At 69.1% G+C, this 18,213-nt stretch carries 17 protein-coding genes; 12 read left to right on the forward strand and 5 right to left on the reverse strand.

Translation table 11 applies throughout. The features are described from left to right. From Q2100_RS11875 to Q2100_RS11900, 6 genes are all read left to right on the forward strand, one after another. Positions 1 to 656 (forward strand): cytochrome c oxidase assembly protein (locus Q2100_RS11875; protein WP_302914220.1); only part of this gene is annotated, 656 nt, incomplete at its 5' end. A 151-nt stretch (positions 657 to 807) separates the two neighbouring features. After that, complete coding sequence (gene ssb, locus Q2100_RS11880) at positions 808 to 1,278, forward strand: single-stranded DNA-binding protein (RefSeq protein ID WP_264015471.1); 471 nt, start codon at positions 808 to 810, stop codon at positions 1,276 to 1,278. A gap of 66 nt (positions 1,279 to 1,344) precedes the next feature. Then, on the forward strand, positions 1,345 to 3,018 hold the full coding sequence (ettA, locus tag Q2100_RS11885) for an energy-dependent translational throttle protein EttA (protein WP_264015470.1): 1,674 nt from the start codon (positions 1,345 to 1,347) through the stop codon (positions 3,016 to 3,018). Between the two features lie 93 nt (positions 3,019 to 3,111). Further along, positions 3,112 to 7,989 carry an NAD-glutamate dehydrogenase gene (locus tag Q2100_RS11890; protein WP_302914221.1) on the forward strand — a complete coding sequence of 1,626 codons (4,878 nt, stop codon included), beginning with the start codon at positions 3,112 to 3,114 and terminating at the stop codon, positions 7,987 to 7,989. Next, the gene (locus Q2100_RS11895) at positions 7,986 to 8,402 is read left to right on the forward strand and encodes an acyl-CoA thioesterase (RefSeq protein WP_302914222.1); all 417 of its coding nucleotides are present in this window, start codon (positions 7,986 to 7,988) and stop codon (positions 8,400 to 8,402) included. Before Q2100_RS11890 ends, Q2100_RS11895 begins: the two co-directional genes overlap by 4 nt. Then, on the forward strand, positions 8,399 to 9,058 hold the full coding sequence (locus tag Q2100_RS11900) for a DUF8185 domain-containing protein (protein ID WP_302914223.1): 660 nt from the start codon (positions 8,399 to 8,401) through the stop codon (positions 9,056 to 9,058). Before Q2100_RS11895 ends, Q2100_RS11900 begins: the two co-directional genes overlap by 4 nt. Before the next feature lie 9 nt (positions 9,059 to 9,067). Here Q2100_RS11900 and Q2100_RS11905 read toward each other — a convergent pair whose 3' ends face one another. Both Q2100_RS11905 and Q2100_RS11910 read right to left on the reverse strand, forming a co-directional pair. Further along, positions 9,068 to 10,651 carry a glycoside hydrolase family 13 protein gene (locus tag Q2100_RS11905; RefSeq protein WP_302914224.1) on the reverse strand — a complete coding sequence of 528 codons (1,584 nt, stop codon included), beginning with the start codon at positions 10,649 to 10,651 and terminating at the stop codon, positions 9,068 to 9,070. A gap of 34 nt (positions 10,652 to 10,685) precedes the next feature. Beyond that, positions 10,686 to 11,081: a globin gene (locus tag Q2100_RS11910; RefSeq protein ID WP_264015465.1), complete on the reverse strand. Its 396-nt coding sequence runs from the start codon at positions 11,079 to 11,081 to the stop codon at positions 10,686 to 10,688. A 140-nt stretch (positions 11,082 to 11,221) separates the two neighbouring features. Here Q2100_RS11910 and Q2100_RS11915 point away from each other — a divergent pair, with 140 nt between their 5' ends. From Q2100_RS11915 to Q2100_RS11930, 4 genes are all read left to right on the forward strand, one after another. Continuing rightward, positions 11,222 to 11,878, forward strand: coding sequence for an HNH endonuclease (locus Q2100_RS11915; protein ID WP_264015464.1), 657 nt, complete (start codon positions 11,222 to 11,224; stop codon positions 11,876 to 11,878). 40 nt (positions 11,879 to 11,918) lie between these two features. Next, on the forward strand, positions 11,919 to 12,134 hold the full coding sequence (ctaJ, locus tag Q2100_RS11920) for an aa3-type cytochrome oxidase subunit CtaJ (RefSeq protein WP_264015601.1): 216 nt from the start codon (positions 11,919 to 11,921) through the stop codon (positions 12,132 to 12,134). After that, positions 12,121 to 12,594, forward strand: coding sequence for a DUF5130 domain-containing protein (locus Q2100_RS11925; RefSeq protein ID WP_264015463.1), 474 nt, complete (start codon positions 12,121 to 12,123; stop codon positions 12,592 to 12,594). Before ctaJ ends, Q2100_RS11925 begins: the two co-directional genes overlap by 14 nt. Positions 12,595 to 12,693: 99 nt before the next feature. Continuing rightward, entirely contained in the window at positions 12,694 to 13,503 is an 810-nt protein-coding gene (locus tag Q2100_RS11930; protein ID WP_407667612.1) for a DUF1206 domain-containing protein, read from the forward strand. Between the two features lie 22 nt (positions 13,504 to 13,525). Here Q2100_RS11930 and pepN read toward each other — a convergent pair whose 3' ends face one another. After that, positions 13,526 to 16,111: an aminopeptidase N gene (gene pepN / locus Q2100_RS11935; RefSeq protein WP_302914226.1), complete on the reverse strand. Its 2,586-nt coding sequence runs from the start codon at positions 16,109 to 16,111 to the stop codon at positions 13,526 to 13,528. Positions 16,112 to 16,185: 74 nt separating this feature from the next. Beyond that, entirely contained in the window at positions 16,186 to 16,557 is a 372-nt protein-coding gene (locus Q2100_RS11940) for a DUF732 domain-containing protein (RefSeq protein WP_269893411.1), read from the reverse strand. A gap of 232 nt (positions 16,558 to 16,789) precedes the next feature. On the opposite strand from Q2100_RS11940, the gene Q2100_RS11945 reads away from it, so the two are divergent. Beyond that, positions 16,790 to 17,398, forward strand: a complete 609-nt coding sequence (locus tag Q2100_RS11945; protein WP_302914227.1) for a mycothiol-dependent nitroreductase Rv2466c family protein — start codon at positions 16,790 to 16,792, stop codon at positions 17,396 to 17,398. Between the two features lie 3 nt (positions 17,399 to 17,401). Here Q2100_RS11945 and Q2100_RS11950 read toward each other — a convergent pair whose 3' ends face one another. After that, a complete protein-coding gene (locus tag Q2100_RS11950) occupies positions 17,402 to 17,890 on the reverse strand; it encodes a UCP032817 domain-containing protein (protein WP_302914228.1) in 489 nt (162 codons plus the stop codon). Positions 17,891 to 17,935: 45 nt separating this feature from the next. Here Q2100_RS11950 and Q2100_RS11955 point away from each other — a divergent pair. Next, on the forward strand, positions 17,936 to 18,213 hold a 278-nt coding region (locus Q2100_RS11955; RefSeq protein ID WP_302914229.1), incomplete at its 3' end, for a hypothetical protein.

The following is an 18,213-nucleotide window of genomic DNA, read 5'->3' on the forward strand; positions in this document are numbered from 1 at the left end:
TCCTGCTGGCGCTGGGCGGCCCCACCACGCTGGCGCTGCGGGCGCTGCCCACCGCAGGCCGCGGCGCGCCCGGTCCGCGCGAATGGCTGCTCGCCGCCCTGCATTCCCGGGTGTCGCGGTTCCTGACCAATCCGATCGTGGCACTGGTGCTGTTCGTGGCCGGCTTCTACGGCCTCTACTTCGGCGGCATCTTCGACTCCGCGGTCACCAGCCACGCCGCCCACGTCCTGATGAACGTGCACTTCCTGGTGACCGGCTACCTCTTCTACTGGGTGGTGATCGGCGTCGACCCGACGCCGCGACCCATCCCGCAACTGGGCAAGCTGGCGATGGTGTTCGCGTCCCTGCCGCTGCACGCCTTCTTCGGGGTCGTGCTGATGGGCACCCAGAGCGTGCTGGCCGAGCCGTTCTACCGGTCGCTGCAGCTGAGCTGGCACACCGATCTGCTCGGCGACCAGAAGTTGGGCGGCGGCGTCGCGTGGGCCGCCGGCGAGATACCCCTGGTGCTGGTGATGATCGCCCTGCTGATCCAGTGGCGGCGCAGCGACCAGCGCACCGCCACGCGACTCGACCGCGCCGCCGACCGCGACGACGACGCCGACCTGGCCGCCTACAACGCGATGCTGGCCGAACTGGCCCGCCGCGAGGGTCGCTGACCAGCCGCCCGCCAGATCGATCCACAGTCCCGGCTTCATCCCCAGGCGCCGCCCTCCGGCGGCGCGGATCTCCGCTTCCGTCGGTGCCGCCGCGGTCAATGGGTGCAGCGGCGACGCACAGCCGCCGCACCATTAGCGAAAGGCACACCGAATGTTCGAGACACCGATCACCGTGGTGGGAAACATCGTCAACAACCCGGTCCGGCACCGCGCCGGTGACCAGGAGGTCATGCGGTTCCGGGTGGCCAGCAACTCGCGCCGGCGCACGGCCGAGGGCGAGTGGGAGCCGGGCAACTCGCTGTTCGTCAGCGTCAGCTGCTGGGGCAAGCTGGTGACCGGCGTCGGAGCCGCCCTCGGGAAGGGAGACGCCGTCATCGTTGTTGGACAGGTGTACACCAGCGAGTACGAGGACAAGGAAGGCGTGCGCCGGACCTCGACGGAGGTGCGCGCCACCTCGGTGGGACCCGATCTGTCCCGGTGCATCGTGCGGATCGAGAGCCGCAGGCACCCCGACAGTGCCACCGACGACCAGCAGGCACGCGGCGCCGACGGCGATGACGCCGACAGCGACGCCGCCGACGCTTCGCCGGACGAGTCCGAGCCGCTGCCACTGACCGCTTAGCGCCATCCGGCCACGCCTAGGATGGTCCGCGAGCATCACCCGCCAACCGAAAGGCACAACCCCGGCATGGCCGAATTCATCTACACGATGCGGAAGGTCCGCAAGGCGCACGGCGACAAGGTGATCCTTGACGACGTCAACCTGAACTTCCTCCCGGGAGCCAAGATCGGCGTCGTCGGCCCGAACGGGGCCGGCAAGTCGAGCGTCTTGCGGATCATGGCGGGCCTGGACCAGGCCAACAACGGTGACGCCTACCTGGCGCCCGGCGCGACGGTCGGCATCCTGATGCAGGAGCCGCAGCTCGACGAGGACAAGACGGTCCGAGAGAACGTCGAGGCCGGCGTCGCGATCAAGGGCAAGCTCAACCGGTACAACGAAGTGGCCGAGCTGATGGCCACCGACTACACCGACGAGCTCATGGAAGAGATGGGCACGCTGCAGGAGGAGCTCGACGCGGCCGACGCGTGGGACATCGACTCGCAGCTCGAGCAGGCGATGGACGCACTGCGCTGCCCGCCGCCCGACGAGCCCGTCACGCACCTCTCCGGTGGTGAGCGACGGCGCGTCGCCCTGTGCCGGCTGCTGCTGTCCAAGCCCGACCTGCTGCTGCTCGACGAACCCACCAACCACCTGGACGCCGAGAGCGTTCTGTGGCTCGAACACCACCTCGCCGACTACAAGGGCGCCATCCTGGCGGTCACCCACGACCGGTACTTCCTCGACAACGTCGCCGAGTGGATCCTCGAGCTCGACCGCGGCCACGCGTACCCGTACGAGGGCAACTACTCGACATACCTGGAGAAGAAGGCCGAACGCATCGCCGTTTCGGGGCGCAAGGACGCCAAGCTGCACAAGCGACTGCAGGAGGAGCTCGCCTGGGTGCGCTCAGGTGCCAAGGCCCGTCAGGCCAAGAACAAGGCCCGCCTGCAGCGTTACGAGGAGATGGCCACCGAGGCGGAGAAGACGCGCAAGCTCGACTTCGAGGAGATCCAGATCCCGACCCCGCCCCGGCTGGGCAACGTGGTCGTCGAGGTCGACCACCTCGACAAGGGCTTCGAGGGTCGCACGCTGATCAAGGACCTGTCCTTCTCGCTGCCACGCAACGGCATCGTCGGGGTCATCGGGCCCAACGGCGTCGGCAAGACCACGCTGTTCAAGACGATCGTCGGCCTGGAGCAGCCCGACAGCGGGACCGTGAAGGTCGGTGAGACGGTCAAGTTGAGCTACGTCGATCAGAACCGTTCGCAGATCGATCCGAAGAAGAACGTCTGGGAAGTGGTGTCCGACGGGCTCGACTACATCGAGGTCGGGCAGAACGAGGTTCCGTCGCGGGCCTACGTGTCGGCGTTCGGGTTCAAGGGCCCGGATCAGCAGAAGCCGGCCGGCGTGCTGTCCGGCGGTGAACGCAACCGGCTGAATCTGGCGCTCACCCTGAAGGTCGGCGGCAACCTGATCCTGCTCGACGAGCCCACCAACGACCTCGACGTCGAGACCCTGAGCTCGCTGGAGAACGCGCTGCAGAACTTCCCGGGCTGCGCCGTGGTGATCTCCCACGACCGCTGGTTCCTGGACCGCACCTGCACGCACATCCTGGCGTGGGAGGGCGACGACGACAACGAGGCCAAGTGGTTCTGGTTCGAGGGCAACTTCGGCGGCTACGAGGAGAACAAGATCGAGCGGATGGGCGCGGAGGCGGCGCGGCCGCACCGGGTGACCCATCGCCGGCTGACACGCGACTGATCGCACCGTGTGGGACCTCCGGCACCGGAGGCGGACTAAGGTCGCTCGTGCGTGCCAGTGCCGGCGCGCACGTGTGAGTCAGGAGTGATCCGGATGACGGGACGTGGCGCCGCGCAGGACGAGCAGCCCGCAACGGAGACACCCGATCCCGACACCGCGAAGCGGTTGGCCGGCGCGTTCGTCGCCGCGTTCCGCGGGATCCACGACGAGTCGTCGGAGCCCGGCGCCGACGACCAGGCCTCCGCGGAGCGGGCGGTGTCATCGGAATTGGTGGATTCGCACTACCGGCTCGGCCGGCATCGCTCGCCGGGCGAGACGCTGGTTGCCACCCATCCCGTCGCCGACGACGCCGGAGTCGGTCCGGCCCTGCAGATCGTCACCGAAAACGCGCCGCTGCTGATGGATTCGGTGACCGTGCTGTTGCACCGTCTCGGCGTGGCCTACCGCGCGATCATGAACCCGGTCTTCCGGGTGCGACGCAGCGCTGACGGAGACCTGCTGGACATCGCGCCCGCCGACGCCGATGCCGCCGACGCCGATGCCGCCGACGCCGATGCCTCGGACACCGACACCCACGAGGCGTGGGTGCACATCGCGCTCAGCGGTGAGACCGACCGCGACGCGCTCGCCGAGGCGAAGCGCCTGCTCCCGGACATCCTGGCCGACGCCCGGCAGGTCGCCCTCGACGCGGACGCGATGGTGGCCACCCTCAACGGCCTGGCCGACGAGGTGGAGGACGACTCCGGCGGTCGTTTCCCCGGTGCCGAACGCAAGGACGTCGCCGCGCTGATGCGCTGGCTGGCCGACGGCCACTTCGTGCTGCTGGGTTGCCAGCGCTGCCCGGTGACCGACGGCCGGGCCTCCGTCGACCCCGACAGCAGACTCGGGGTGTTGCGGCGCCGCACCGATGTGCTGCCGCAGCTCGCCGCCGACGACGACCTGTTGGTGCTGGCGCAGGCCACCATCCCGAGCTACCTGCGATACGGCGCCTACCCGTACATCGTCGTGGTGCGCGAACGCGACGGCTCCGGCAGCGATGACACGGTCGAGCACCGCTTCGTCGGCCTGTTCACGGTGGCCGCGCTCAATGCCAACGTCACCGAGATCCCGTTGGCATGCCGACGCGTGAACGACGCGCTGGCGCTGGCCAAACGCGACCCCGGCCATCCCGGCCAGTTGCTGCTCGACGTCATCCAGACCGTGCCCCGCCCCGAGCTGCTCACGTTGAGCGCCCAGGAGCTGCTCGACATGGCGATGGCGGTGGTGGAGCTGGGCTCGCGCCGCCGTGCGCTGCTGTTCCTGCGGGCCGACCACCTCGCGCACTTCGTGTCGTGTCTGGTGTATCTGCCGCGCGACCGCTACACGACGGCGGTCCGCCTGGAGATGCAGGACATCCTCGTTCGCGAACTCGGCGGCGAGAGCATCGACTACACCGCCAGGGTGAGCGAGTCACCCTGGGCGGTGGTGCACTTCAACGTCCGGCTGCCACATTCGGAGCAACCCGCCCGCGTCGACACCTCGGCGGAGAACGAGAGCCGGATCCAGGACCTGCTGACCGCGGCGGCCCGCACCTGGGCCGACCGGCTGACCGGCGCGGTGCGCAGCGGTTCGATCGCCCAGGGCACCGCCGAGCACTACGCGGTGGCATTCCCCGAGGACTACAAGCAGGCCGTCGACCCGCTGGACGCGATCGACGACATCGCGATCATCGAGGAACTCACCGACGATTCGGTCAAGCTGGTGTTCGCCGAGGGCGGCGAGGACCGGGTGGGGCAGTTGACCTGGTATCTGGGCGGCCGGTCGGCGTCGCTGAGCCAGCTGCTGCCGATGCTCCAGTCGATGGGTGTGGTGGTGCTCGAGGAGCGGCCGTTCACGGTGAAGCGGGCCGACGGGCTCGCCGTGTGGATCTACCAGTTCCGGGTGACGCCGCACCGCAGCATCCCCGACGCGCCGGCGGGCGCCGAGCAGGAGGCGATGGAGGCCCGTTTCGCCGACGCCGTCACCGCGATCTGGCACGGCCGCATGGAGATCGACCGCTTCAACGAACTGGTGCTGCGCGCCGGCCTGACCTGGCAGCAGGTGGTCATCCTGCGGGCCTACGCGAAATACTTACGGCAGGCCGGCTTTCCGTACAGCCAATCCCACATCGAGTCGGTGATCAACGACAACGCCGGCACCGCGCGCTCACTCGTCAGACTGTTCGAGGCGCTGTTCAACCCGGGCGCAGGACAGGACGGCGGCTCGAACAAGCGTCGCGACGCACAGAAGGCCGCGGCGGCCGTCACCGCCGACATCGACGCTTTGGTCAGCCTCGACACCGACCGCGTGCTGCGGGCGTTCGCCTCGATGATCGAAGCGACCCTGCGCACCAACTACTTCGTCACCGCGGCGGAGTCGGCGCGGGCGCAGAACGTGCTGGCGCTCAAGCTGAATCCGCGCCTCATCGACGAATTGCCGCTGCCGCGACCGAAGTTCGAGATCTTCGTCTACTCACCTCGGGTGGAGGGCGTGCACCTGCGGTTCGGGCACGTCGCCCGCGGCGGGCTGCGCTGGTCGGACCGGCGGGAGGACTTCCGCACCGAGATCCTCGGCCTGGTCAAGGCGCAGGCGGTCAAGAACGCCGTCATCGTCCCGGTCGGCGCCAAGGGTGGCTTCGTCGTCAAGCAGCCCCCCGACCTGACCGGTGACGCGGCCACCGACCGGGATGCGCAGCGCGCCGAGGGCATCGCCTGCTACCGGCTGTTCATCAGCGGACTTCTCGACGTCACCGACAACGTCGACAAGGCCAGCGGCGACGTGGTCACCCCGCCTGAGGTGATCCGCCGCGACGGCGACGACGCCTACCTGGTGGTGGCCGCCGACAAGGGCACCGCCACCTTCTCCGACATCGCCAACGAGGTGGCCGGCTCGTACGACTTCTGGCTGGGGGATGCCTTCGCCTCCGGTGGGTCGGTGGGCTACGACCACAAGGCGATGGGCATCACCGCCAAGGGCGCATGGGAGTCGGTCAAACGGCACTTCCGCGAGATGGGAGTCGACACCCAGAGCGAGGACTTCACCGTCGTCGGTGTCGGCGACATGAGCGGCGACGTATTCGGCAACGGCATGCTGCTGTCGAAGCACATCAGGCTGCTCGCCGCCTTCGACCACCGGCACGTGTTCCTCGACCCCGACCCCGACGCGGCGTCGTCCTGGGACGAGCGCAAGCGGTTGTTCGACCAGCCGCGCTCGTCGTGGGAGGACTACGACACCTCACTGCTCAGCGAGGGCGGCGGCGTCTACCAGCGCCAGCAGAAGTCCATACCGGTCAGCCCGCAGGTGCGTGCCGCCCTCGGCATCGAGGGTGATGCCGAGGAGATGTCGCCGCCCGAGTTGATCAAGGCGATCCTGAAGGCCCCGGTCGACCTGCTGTTCAACGGCGGCATCGGCACTTACGTCAAGGCCGAGACCGAGGCCGACTCGAACGTCGGCGACCGCGCCAACGATCCGGTGCGAGTCAACGGGAACCAGGTGCGCGCCAAGGTGATCGGCGAAGGCGGCAACCTCGGCGTGACCTCGCTGGGTCGCATCGAGTACGACCTCGCCGGCGGGCGGATCAACACCGACGCGCTGGACAACTCCGCCGGTGTGGACTGTTCCGACCACGAGGTCAACATCAAGATCCTGATCGACTCGCTGGTCACCGCGGGCAAGGTCGACCCCGCCGACCGCACCGATCTGCTGGTGTCGATGACCGACGAGGTCGGTCGGCTGGTGCTGGCGGACAACGAGGATCAGAACGACCTGATGGGCACCAGCCGCGCCAACGCCGCCAGCCTGCTTCCCGTGCACGCCCGGATGATCAAGGACTTCGTCGCCGACAAGGGGCTCAACCGCGAACTGGAGGCGCTGCCGTCGGAGAAGGAGATCCGCAGGCGGCTGGAGGCCGGGATCGGTCTGACCTCGCCGGAGCTCGCCACCCTGATGGCCCACGTCAAGCTGGCGCTCAAGGACGACCTGCTGGTCGGCGACCTGCCCGACCAGGAGGTGTTCGCGTCGAGACTGCCGACGTACTTCCCGTCCACGCTTCGGGAGCGCTACGGCGCCGACATCCGCAACCATGAGCTGCGCCGCGAGATCGTGACCACGATGCTCGTCAACGACCTGGTCGACACCAGCGGCATCACCTACGCCTACCGCATCACCGAGGACGCCGGCGTCGGGCCGACCGACGCGGTGCGCAGCTTTGTCGCCACCAACGAGATCTTCCGGATCGGTGAGGTGTGGCGGCAGATCCGCGCCACCGACATGCCGGTGTCGGTGTCCGACCGGATGACGCTCGATCTCCGCCGGCTGGTCGACCGGGCCGGACGGTGGCTGCTCAACTACCGGCCGCAGCCGCTGGCCGTCGGCGCGGAGATCAACCGGTTCGCCAAGAAGGTCGAGTCGCTCACGCCTCGCATGCGCGAGTGGCTGCGCGGAGACGACGAGGCCATCGTCGACAAGGAGGCCGCCGACTTCTGTCGCAACGGCGCCTCGGAGGACCTGGCCTACATCGTGGCCAGCGGGCTGTACCAGTTCAGCCTGCTCGACATCATCGACATCGCCGACATCGTCGACCGCGAACCCGCCGAGGTCGCCGACACCTATTTCGCCCTGATGGACCACCTCAACACCGATGCGCTGCTCACCGCGGTGTCGCAGCTGCCGCGCGGTGACCGCTGGCATTCGTTGGCGCGGTTGGCGATCCGAGACGATATTTACGGCTCGCTTCGGGCGCTGTGCTTCGACGTGCTGGCCGTCGGCGAGGTCGAGGAGAACGGCGAGGAGAAGATCGCCGAGTGGGAGGCGACCAACAGTTCGCGGGTCGCGCGGGCGCGGCGCACCCTCACCGAGATCTACGAGGACGACGAGCGCGATCTGGCCACGCTTTCGGTGGCGGCCCGCCAGATCCGCAGCATGACTCGCACGAGCGGAACAGGAGCCGGATGACGGCCGTAGGGTTCACCGCACCGGTGCATGTGCGCTGGTCGGACATCGACATGTACCAGCACATCAACCACGCCACCATGGTCACCCTCCTGGAGGAGGCGCGGATCCCCTTCCTGCGCGAGCCTTTCGGCGACAACATCACGACCATCGGACTGCTGATCGCCGAGGTGAACATCGTCTACAAGGGTCAGCTGCGGCTGGTGGATTCGCCGCTGCAGGTGACGATGTGGTCGAAACGCGTTCGCGCGGTGGACTTCACAGTGGGGTACGAGGTCCGCTCCGTCGGCGCCGCGCCGGACTCCAAGCCGGCGGTGATCGCCGACACCCAGCTCGCGGCCGTGCACATCCAGGAGCAACGGCTCGAGCGCCTGACCGCCGCGCAGAGGGATTACCTGCAGCGTCATCTGCGATGAGCGCCCACGAACGCGGCATCTGGCTCCACGACGCCCGGCATCGCGACGATCTCGCCATCTTCGTCGACCGTGCGCTGCGCCTCGACGAAGCCGCCGTCATCCGGCTGCGGGAGCGCTCACCCGACCAGATCGTCGCCTGGGTGGCAACCGGTTTCGACGTGCTGGCCAGCCGGGTGGTCGCCGGGCGGGCGCGGCCCGCGGACCTCAGTGCGGGCGCCGACGCGCTCGCTCACGGCTTGACTGCGGCGGGTGCCGACGGGTTCGTCGACACCGGCTTCCCGATGGATTCGGCGTGGCGGGGCGGACTGCCGCCCGACAGCGGCTTCGTCCATCTCGACGACGTGCCCGCCCGGGTGGTGCTGGACTTGGCGGCACGCGGCGCCGAACTGGCCAAGGAGCACAGCAGCGCCCACGGCCCGCCCGCGTCGCTGCTCGACCAGGAGGTGGTGGCGGTCAGTTCGGCCGACGACAGCGTCGGCATCCCGATGCGGTGCGTCTTCGCGTTGACGGCGATGGGATTCCTGCCGCAGTCGGGGGAGGCGGTGGCCGCCGACGAGATCGTCCGGGTCCGGGTGCTGCCGACGTGGCTGCGCATCGACGCCCGCTTCGGATCGGTGTACCGCCGTCGCGGCGATCCCGCCCTGGTGCTGCGCTGAGCCGGCGCGTCAGACCAGCCAGGCGGCGGCGTCGGGCGGCAGCGCACCGGCCACGAGCGGTGCGCTCGCGAACAGCAACTCGCCGTCGGGCAGCTCGGCCGGCTCCGTGCCTGCGTTGAGGACGCAGCTCAGGCCGCCGGGCAACCGGAACGCCAGGGTGTCGGGCGCCGAGTCGAGCCACTCGACCGACCAGCCGTCGAATTCCGTTCTCTCGCGCCGCAACCGGAGGGCGGTGGTGAAGAACGCCAGCGTCGAGCCGTCATCGGCGGACTGCTTCTGCACCGTGAGCTCCGACCATTCCGGCGGGATGGGCAGCCACGTGTCTGCCGACTCGGAGAACCCGAACGGCGGCGCCTCACCCGACCACGGCATCGGCACACGGCAGCCGTCGCGGCCGCGTTCGGTGCCGCCGGAACGCAGCCACACCGGATCCTGCAGCACCTCGTCGGGCAGTTCGACGTTGGGTAGGCCGAGTTCCTCACCGTTGTAGACGAACACCGCCCCGGGCAGCGCCAGCATCACCAGCGCCATGGCCTTCGCGCGCGCCAGCCCGACCGGGCCGCCGCCGTAGCGGGTGACCTCACGCTCGACGTCGTGGTTCGACAGCGTCCAGGTCGGCGTCGCGTTCTGGAGTGCCACCGCGGCCAGCGAGTTCTCGATGGCGTCGTGGATCTCGCCGGCGTCGAACGCCGCGCGGACCAGCCGGAAGTTGAAGCCGAGGTGCAGCTCGTCGGGGCGCAGGTACGCCGCGAACTCGGCGTTGTCGTACACCCAGACCTCGCCGACGGCGACGGCGTCGCGGTATTCGTCGAGTACCGCGCGGATGCCGCGGTGGATGTCGTGCACGCCGGCGTGGTTGAAGCGGGGGTCGCGCTCGGTGTCGGAGAGCAGCTTGTTCTCGGCGCTGGTCATGTCGGGCAGGTCCGCCGGCTTCGACATGCCGTGCGCGACATCGATGCGGAAGCCGTCGATGCCGCGTTCGAGCCAGAACCGCAGCGTCTTCTCCAGGTCGTCGAACACCTCGGGGTTGTCCCAGTTGAGGTCCGGCTGTTCGGAGTCGAACAGGTGCAGGTACCACTGGCCCGGATTGCCGTCGGCCTCGACCACCCGTGTCCAGGCGGGACCGCCGAACACCGACACCCAGTTGTTGGGCGGGTGCAGGCCGTCCTGGCCGCTGCCGTCGCGGAACAGATAGCGCGCCCGCTGCTCGCTGCCGGGGCTCGACGCCAGCGCGGCCTGGAACCACGGGTGAGCCGAGCTGGTGTGGTTGGGCACCAGGTCCATCGTGATCTTGATGCCGAGGCCGTGGGCCGCCTCGACCAGCCGGTCGAGTGCGTCGATGCCGCCGAACAGCGGGTCGACGTCGCGTGGGTCGGCGACGTCGTAGCCGTGGTCGGCCATGGGGGAGACGGTGACCGGGTTGAGCCAGATCGCGTCGACGCCGAGGCGCTGCAGGTGGTCGAGTCGCGCGGTCACCCCGTCCAGGTCGCCGACGCCGTCGCCGTCGCTGTCGGCGAACGAACGCGGATACACCTGATAGAACACCGCTCGGGACCACCAGGGCTGTTGCTCGTTCGTCGCACTCTCAGTCATTGCATCAATTGTGCCGACGTCGCGCGGGAGCCGCTCAGAACGACGAGTTGACCATGCTCTGGGCCGCCATCTCCAGGTAGGCCAGCAGCTCGCGGCGGTGCGCGTCGTCGAGGGTGTTCGCGTCGATCTCGGCGACGGCGGTGTGCATGCAGCGCAACCAGGCGTCGCGTTCGATGAAGCCGATCCGGAACGGCGCGTGCCGCATCCGCAGCCGCGGGTGGCCGCGCTGGTCGGAATAGGTTCGGGGGCCGCCCCAGTACTGCTCGAGGAACATTCGCAGCCGCACCTCGGCGGCGTCGAGCTCGTCCTCCGGGTAGAGCGGGCGCAGGATCTCGTCGTCGCGGACCAGCTCGTAGAACCGCCGCACCAGGGCGTGGAAGGTCTCGTGGCCACCGACTTCGTCGTAGAACGAGCGTTGTGGTTGCGTCACGCATCCATTGTGGCCCCTGGCCCGTAACGGCCGGTCAGCCGGTGATGTCACCCGGAATTCACCGGACTGACCTGCGAACACTCGCAGAATTGTCGTGCGATCGGCGCCGATCCATGGTGGACTGTCTCCTCGGAGGACGAATGGCGCAGCGCAAGAAAAGCCGCGGTCACCGGAGTCCCGGAACCGCGGCGGGTCCCACAGGGTCCGCGACCACCACTGCGCCGACGCGCGCCCTGCACAGTGTCGAGACCTCCCCACCGGTCGTCCGCGAAGCCTCCGTATGGGGTCGCCGCCGGGTGCTGCTGCTGAACTCGACCTACGAGCCGTTGACCGCCCTTCCCATGCGCCGGGCGGTGATCATGCTGATGTGCGGCAAGGCCGACGTGGTGCACGACGACCCCAACGGGCCGGTGATCCACTCGGCCACCCGCACCATCGTGGTGCCCTCGGTGATCCGGTTGCGCAGCTTCGTGCGGGTGCCGTATCGCGCCCGCATCCCGATGACGCGGGCGGCGCTGATGCACCGTGACCGGTTCCGCTGCGCCTACTGCGGCGCGAAGGCCGACACCGTCGACCACGTGATCCCGCGCAGCCGCGGCGGGGACCACTCCTGGGAGAACTGCGTGGCGGCCTGCTCGGAGTGCAATCACCGCAAGGCCGACCATCTGCTCACCGAACTGGGCTGGAGCCTGCGGTCGACGCCGCTGCCGCCGAAGGGGCAGCACTGGCGTCTGCTGTCGTCGGTGAAGGAGCTCGATCCCGCCTGGGTGCGATACCTGGGTGAGGGCGCGGCCTGAAGCCGGTGTGGGATACGGTTTGCTCGTGAGCACACCGCTGATGCACTCTCTGTTCGTCCTGGTGCCGTTGGGACTGACCGCCGTGCTGGCCCTCCTGATCTGGCGCGGCAAGGGTCCTCATCCGGCGAGCTACAACATGTCCGAGCCGTGGACGCATGCGCCGATCCTCTGGGCGGCCGAAGAACCTGCCGACCACGGACACGGTGGACACGGCGATCACCTGACGGTAGGAGGCGGCGCAAGTGGCAAGTGGTGAGATCGCGCCCGTCACGCGCGGTGAACTCGACCTTCCCCACGGCTGGGCGCTGACCACGAGCGGACGGCTGTCCGGGGTGACCGAACCCGGCGAGCTGTCGGTGCACTACCCGTTCCCGACCAAGGACCTGGTGGTGCTCGACGACGCGCTGAAGTACGGCTCGCGGGCGGCCAAGGCTCGTTTCGCGGTCTACATCGGCGATCTCGGCGCGGACACCGCGGCGACGGCGCGGGAACTCCTGGCGAAGGTGCCGACGCCCGACAACGCCGTGCTGCTGGCCGTCTCGCCGGATCAGCACGCCATCGAGGTGGTGTACGGCTCGAGGGTCAAGGGCCGCGGCATCGAGGAGGCCGCTCCGTTGGGGGTGTCGGCCGCCGCGGCGTCGTTCAAGGACGGCAACCTGATCGACGGCCTGATCAGCGCGGTGCGGGTGCTGACCGCCGGCGTCTCGCCCCGCTGACCTAACCGCACCTTCCCGCGCTCGCCGGCTGTTTTCGCGCTGCCCGCAACGGGTATCGCTTGGCCCGCGGGTGCAGGGGCTGCCGCGGAGAGGTGATCGATGCGGCGAGGTTCGGTGGTCCACAGGGCTACCCGACATGACGGCCTGCAGACCGCGGCGCGGTCCGGGTACGTGGTCAGCGGGCTGCTGCATCTGCTGATCGCCTACGTCATCGTGCGGATCGCCCTCGGCCACCACGGCGACGCCGACCCCTCGGGTGCGCTGGCGACGGTCGCGGAGACCCGCGGCGGCGAGATCGCGCTGTGGGTCATCGTGGTGGCGCTCGTGCCACTGATGTTGTGGCGGCTCGCCGAGTCGCTGATCGGTCTGCACCCGGCCGAGAGCCATGACCCGAATCGTGACGACGCGGGAAAGCTGAACCGGCTGAAGGCCTTCGGGCTGCTCCTCGTCTATTGCGGCGTCATGGTCACCGCTGTCCGGTTCGCCACCGGCGACCGTGAGTCGAGCCGCGACCAGAACACCGGCATCAGTTCCCGGTTGATGCACACCGTGCCGGGTCAGACGGTGTTGATCGTGGCGGGAGTGGTGGTCGCCGTCATCGGCGGCTACTACGCCTACAAGGGCGCGTCGCGGCGTTTCCTCGCCGACCTGACGGGTCCGGTGAGCCCGCTGATCGTCGTCCTCGGCCTGTTCGGCTACGTCGCCGAGGGAACCGTGCTTGCCATCGCGGGGGTGCTGCTGGTCGTCGCCGCCGTCGACGTCGACCCCTCGAAGGCGGCCGGGCTCGATGCCGCGGTCAAGGCGCTGGGTGGGACGCAGGGCGGCACGATGCTGCTGATCGGCGCGGCCGTCGGCTTCGGCGCGTACGGGCTGTACAGCCTCACGCTCACCCGCTACTCACGGATGTAGGGCGGGGAACGGTCCCGCGCCGTTACGAGACGTCGAACTTCCGGGCCCGCAGCGCACGCTCCACGCCGGCGCGGCCTTCGACCACCAGCCGGCGCAGTGCGGGCGGGACGTCGCCGGCGAGGAAGCGGTCGGCGGCGTCGATCGCCTCCTGGCTGATGTCCGATGCCGGGTACAGCCCGACGACCACGGTCTGGGCCACCTCGCTGGACCGCCGCTCCCACACCCCGGAGATCGCGTCGAAGTAGCGCTGGGTGAACGGCGCCAGCAGCTGCTGCTGACCGGGCCGGACGAAGCCGCCGATGATGGCGCGGGCGGTGATGTTGGCCAGCGTGTCGTCCTCGACCACCTGCTGCCACGCGCCGTCCTTCACGGCGGTCTGCGGACGGGCCGCAGCGGCCGCGGCGGCGTTGCGCCTGCCCGCGGCGGTCGGGTCGGACTCGGCCTCGGCGTCGATGAACGGCGTCTCGACACCGTCGGCGTCCAGATCGCCGCTGGCGGCCAGTGCGGTGACGATCCGCCAGCGCAGGTCGGTGTCGATGACCAGGCCGGACAGGTTGACCGCGGCCGGTTCGTTGTCCAGCAGCGTCGCCAGCACGGCGACATGGTTGCGGGACAGCACCGACGCGCACAGGGCGTTCACGAACGCCAGCTGGTGATCCGACCCCGGCGCCGCTTCACGCGCCAGGTCGAGCAGGCGGTCGCCGAAAGCCGGCCACCCGTCGGCGCTCGCCCACGCCGGGTCGGCGTAGGAGTTCAGCGCCGTCTGCGCCTGCAGCACCAGACGCTGGGCCACGCCCACCTCGGACTCGGCGTGCAGTCCGCTCATCACCAGGGCGACGAAGTCGCGCGCCTTGAGTTCGGCCTCGCGGGTCATCTCCCATGCGGCCGACCATGCCAGGGTGCGCGGCAGCGGTTCGCCGATGTCGGCGATGCGGGTGAGCACCGTCTGCAACGAATCGGGGTCGAGCCGCAGCGAGCAGTACGTCAGGTCGTCGTCGTTGACGACGATCAGCTTGCCACGCGAAACACCTTGCAATGCTGGCACATCGGTCGTCGAACCCTCGATGTCGAGTTCCTCGCGGTGCACCCGCACCAGCTTGCCGGTGACCTCATCGTCGTCGTACACGCCGACAGCGAGCCGGTGCACGCGGGTCTCGCCGGCGCCGGGCGCGGCGCCGCTCTGGTCGATGGCGAACCGGGTGAAGCGTCCGTCGGCGTCGAGGTCGAAGTCGGCGCGCAGCGTGTTGAGCCCGGTGGTCTTGAGCCACTGCCTGCCCCAGCCGGACAGGTCACGGCCCGACGCCTTCTCCAGCGCGCCCAGCAGATCGCCGAACGTGGCGTTGCCGAACGCGTGATCGCGGAAGTAGTCGCGCAGGCCTGCGAGGAACGACTCCAGCCCGACGTAGGCGACGAGCTGCTTGAGCACGCTGGCGCCCTTGGCGTAGGTGATGCCGTCGAAGTTGACCTCGACCGCGTGCAGGTCGGGGATGTCTGCGGCGACCGGATGAGTCGAGGGCAACTGGTCCTGGCGGTACGCCCACGACTTCTCCACGTTGGCGAACGTGGTCCACGCCTCGGTGAACTCCGTCGCCTCGGCCTGGCACAGCACCGAGGCGAACGTCGCGAACGACTCGTTGAGCCACAGGTCGTCCCACCACTGCATGGTCACCAGATCGCCGAACCACATGTGCGCCATCTCGTGCAGCACCGTCTCGCAGCGGCGCTCGTAAGACGCGCGGGTGACCTTGCTGCGGAACACGTAGTCCTCGAGGAACGTGACCGCGCCGGCGTTCTCCATCGCGCCCGCGTTGAACTCCGGCACGAACAGCTGGTCGTACTTGCCGAAGGCGTAGGGCACGCCGAAGTTGCGGTGATAGAAGCCGAAACCCTGCTTTGTCTGGGTGAACAGCCGCTCGGCGTCCATGAACTCGCCGAGCGACCGCCGGCAGAACAGGCCGAGCGGGATCTCGCCGTGCTCGTCGCGGTAGAGGTCGTCCCAGCGGGCGTACGGCCCGGCGATCAACGCCACCAGGTAGGTGCTCATCCGCGGCGTCGTCACATAGCTGTGGGTCTTGGACGCGCCGTCGTCGCGGGTGGCCTCCAGGGCGCCGTTGGACACCACCTCCCAGTGCGCCGGCGCGGTCACGGTGACGTCGAAGGTGGCCTTGAGATCGGGCTGGTCGAAGCACGCGAACATCCGCTTGGCGTCCGCGGTCTCGAACTGTGAGTACAGGTACACCTCGCCGTCCACAGGGTCGACGAAACGGTGCAGGCCCTCACCGGTGTTGGAGTAGCGGCAGTCTGCGTCGACCACCACGACGTTGTGCTCGGCCAGCCCGGTCAGCGCGATGCCGGTGGCCTCGTCGTAGCCCGAGACGTCGAGGTCCCGGCCGTTGAGGGTGGCGCCGCGGATTGTGTCGGCGGCCAGGTCGAGATAGGTGTCGGCGCCGGCCAGGGCGTCGAACTCGACGGTGGTCACCGAGCGGAACGTGCCCTCGCCGGGTTTGCCGTCACCGTCGGTGAGGTCGAGGTCGATGCGGTAGGAGTTCACCGTGACGAGGGCGGCGCGCTCGGCGGCCTGATCGCGGGTCAGATTCGGGAGTGCCACGACCGCCAACCCTAGTGGGCGCGGCGCCGGAAGGTCGGGGCAGAGGGCCGGGCGAGGTCAGTCGCGGTGCGGCCTCACCGCAGACCCGGGTTCCCCAGCCATCCGAGGAAGTCGCCGGTGCCCACCTTGGACATCATCGACGGGCAGTACATCTGGATGGCGATGCCGGCGAAGAACGCGGCCATCTCCGGTGGGACGCCGTCGTTGCGGACGGTGGAGACCACCTTCGCGAAGTTCTTGCCCGGTTCCACCAGCATCGGGCACACCCGCTTGCCGAGTTCGACGGTGTCGGCGGGATTGCCGTAGCCCACCCCGGCGCGGTTGAGCGCGGTGAGGAAGGCGTCGTCGACCGGGTCGGCCGCGGCCGGCGGTGCGAACAGGGTGGCTCCCGCGACCAGCGCGGAGGCGCCGATGAGCGCCCATCGTCGATTGACTGCTGCCGGCATCGCTGCTCCTCGTCCAGGGGTGGGAGTCCGGTCGAGGCCGCTCCGTGTACTCGAGCAACACTGGTTCACTTCAGTCACAGCAACAACACGCTTCGGTCAAGATTCACCCACCAAAGCGCGTCGCGTCGGCGGCGAACCGCAATGCATGCTGATCGCCGCCGAGGGGAACACCGGCGAGACGAGCTCAGTTGTGTTGAGCGGAGTGCACCCGTGAAAACCGAGAGGACTGTCAATGGCCGGGAAAGATGTCGCAGGATTCTGGTTCGACCCGCTGTGCCCGTGGTGCTGGATCACCTCGCGCTGGATCCTCGAGGTCGAGAAGGTGCGTGATATCGAGGTCGAATTCCGGGTGATGAGCCTCGCGGTGCTCAACGAGGGACGCGACCTGCCCGAGGAGTACCTCGAGATGATGAAGAAGGCCTGGGGCCCGGTTCGCGTCGCCATCGCCGCGGAGCAGCTCAAGGGCCGCGAGATCCTGCGCCCGCTCTACACCGCGATGGGCACGCTGATCCACAACGAGGGCAACAAGGACTTCGGTGACGTGATCGCCAAGGCGCTCGAGCAGGTGGGTCTCCCGGCCGAGCTGGCCGAGGCGGCGAACAGCGACGAGTACGACGAGGCGCTGCGCACCAGCCACCACGAGGGGATGGACGCCGTCGGCGAGGACGTCGGCACCCCGACCATCCACATCAACGGCGTCGCCTTCTTCGGTCCGGTGCTCTCCCGCATCCCGCGTGGCGAGGAGGCCGGAAAGCTGTGGGACGCGTCGGTGATCTTCGCGTCATATCCGCACTTCTGGGAACTCAAGCGCACCCGCACCGAGGCGCCGGAGTTCGACTGAGCGTCAGCGCAGCCCGGCCATGGCGGCCTCGATCTCGGCGACCCGCCCGAGGTCGAGGCCCCACGGTTCGGCAACGCCGACCCGGCGGTCGAGGTCCCACAGCACGCAGCTCTCGCGGGGTCCGGCGACCATCGACCAGGCGATGACGGTGCGCCGCAACTGATCCGCGAGCGGGTCATGGCGCGCACCCGGCGGCGCACCGCCCTCGGGATGGTGGTGCAGGAAGCGGCCGTACGCCTCCTCGCAGAACGCCGAATATCGTGCCGTGCAGAGGATCAGGCCGTGCCACGCCTCGTCGACGGCATGTGACGGCATGCCGATCACCTGGTCGTCGCGCAACGCGGCGGCACAACAGCGCAACCACTGCCGCAAACCGGTCTCCACCAGCTCGCGAGGTTGCCACGGACACGTCTTGAACACCGCTGGGGGCAGCTCGAGCCGGGTCACCGCGGAGTCCGCCCGGGTCAACGGATCCACCCGCCGCCGCAACATGTTTTCACTGTATGCGCAGGGGCTGTCGCGGCGTAATCTTCAGCCATGAGCACGGGGGTGATCTTGACGGCGGTCGCCGTCGGGGGAGTGGCGATGATCGTCGCCGCATATTTGCTGATGCAACGGCGGCGGCGGCTGACGACCGCACCGGGCCGCGCTGAGGACGTGTGGGCCGCCGGGCTGGTCAACGAACGCGCTGCGCCGGCCGCGCGGAAGAAGGTCAAGGACCGGCGCGAGCTGTGGGCCCGCCGCTACGGAGCCGGTTCGGCCTGGGCCGCGGGGGGAACGGGCGGCGCGTACTACGTCAACTACGACGGCGGGAC

It is taken from the genome of Mycolicibacterium arseniciresistens (assembly GCF_030519285.1).
Lineage (GTDB): Bacteria > Actinomycetota > Actinomycetes > Mycobacteriales > Mycobacteriaceae > Mycobacterium > Mycobacterium arseniciresistens.

Coding starts and splice junctions, on each gene's coding strand:
- ssb (WP_264015471.1), top strand. CDS start 808: ATGTTCGAGACACCGATCACCGTGGTGGGAAACATCGTCAACAACCCG.
- ettA (WP_264015470.1), top strand. CDS start 1,345: ATGGCCGAATTCATCTACACGATGCGGAAGGTCCGCAAGGCGCACGGC.
- Q2100_RS11890 (WP_302914221.1), top strand. CDS start 3,112: ATGACGGGACGTGGCGCCGCGCAGGACGAGCAGCCCGCAACGGAGACA.
- Q2100_RS11895 (WP_302914222.1), top strand. CDS start 7,986: ATGACGGCCGTAGGGTTCACCGCACCGGTGCATGTGCGCTGGTCGGAC.
- Q2100_RS11900 (WP_302914223.1), top strand. CDS start 8,399: ATGAGCGCCCACGAACGCGGCATCTGGCTCCACGACGCCCGGCATCGC.
- Q2100_RS11905 (WP_302914224.1), bottom strand. CDS start 10,651: ATGACTGAGAGTGCGACGAACGAGCAACAGCCCTGGTGGTCCCGAGCG.
- Q2100_RS11915 (WP_264015464.1), top strand. CDS start 11,222: ATGGCGCAGCGCAAGAAAAGCCGCGGTCACCGGAGTCCCGGAACCGCG.
- ctaJ (WP_264015601.1), top strand. CDS start 11,919: ATGCACTCTCTGTTCGTCCTGGTGCCGTTGGGACTGACCGCCGTGCTG.
- Q2100_RS11930 (WP_407667612.1), top strand. CDS start 12,694: ATGCGGCGAGGTTCGGTGGTCCACAGGGCTACCCGACATGACGGCCTG.
- Q2100_RS11940 (WP_269893411.1), bottom strand. CDS start 16,557: ATGCCGGCAGCAGTCAATCGACGATGGGCGCTCATCGGCGCCTCCGCG.
- Q2100_RS11945 (WP_302914227.1), top strand. CDS start 16,790: ATGGCCGGGAAAGATGTCGCAGGATTCTGGTTCGACCCGCTGTGCCCG.
- Q2100_RS11950 (WP_302914228.1), bottom strand. CDS start 17,890: ATGTTGCGGCGGCGGGTGGATCCGTTGACCCGGGCGGACTCCGCGGTG.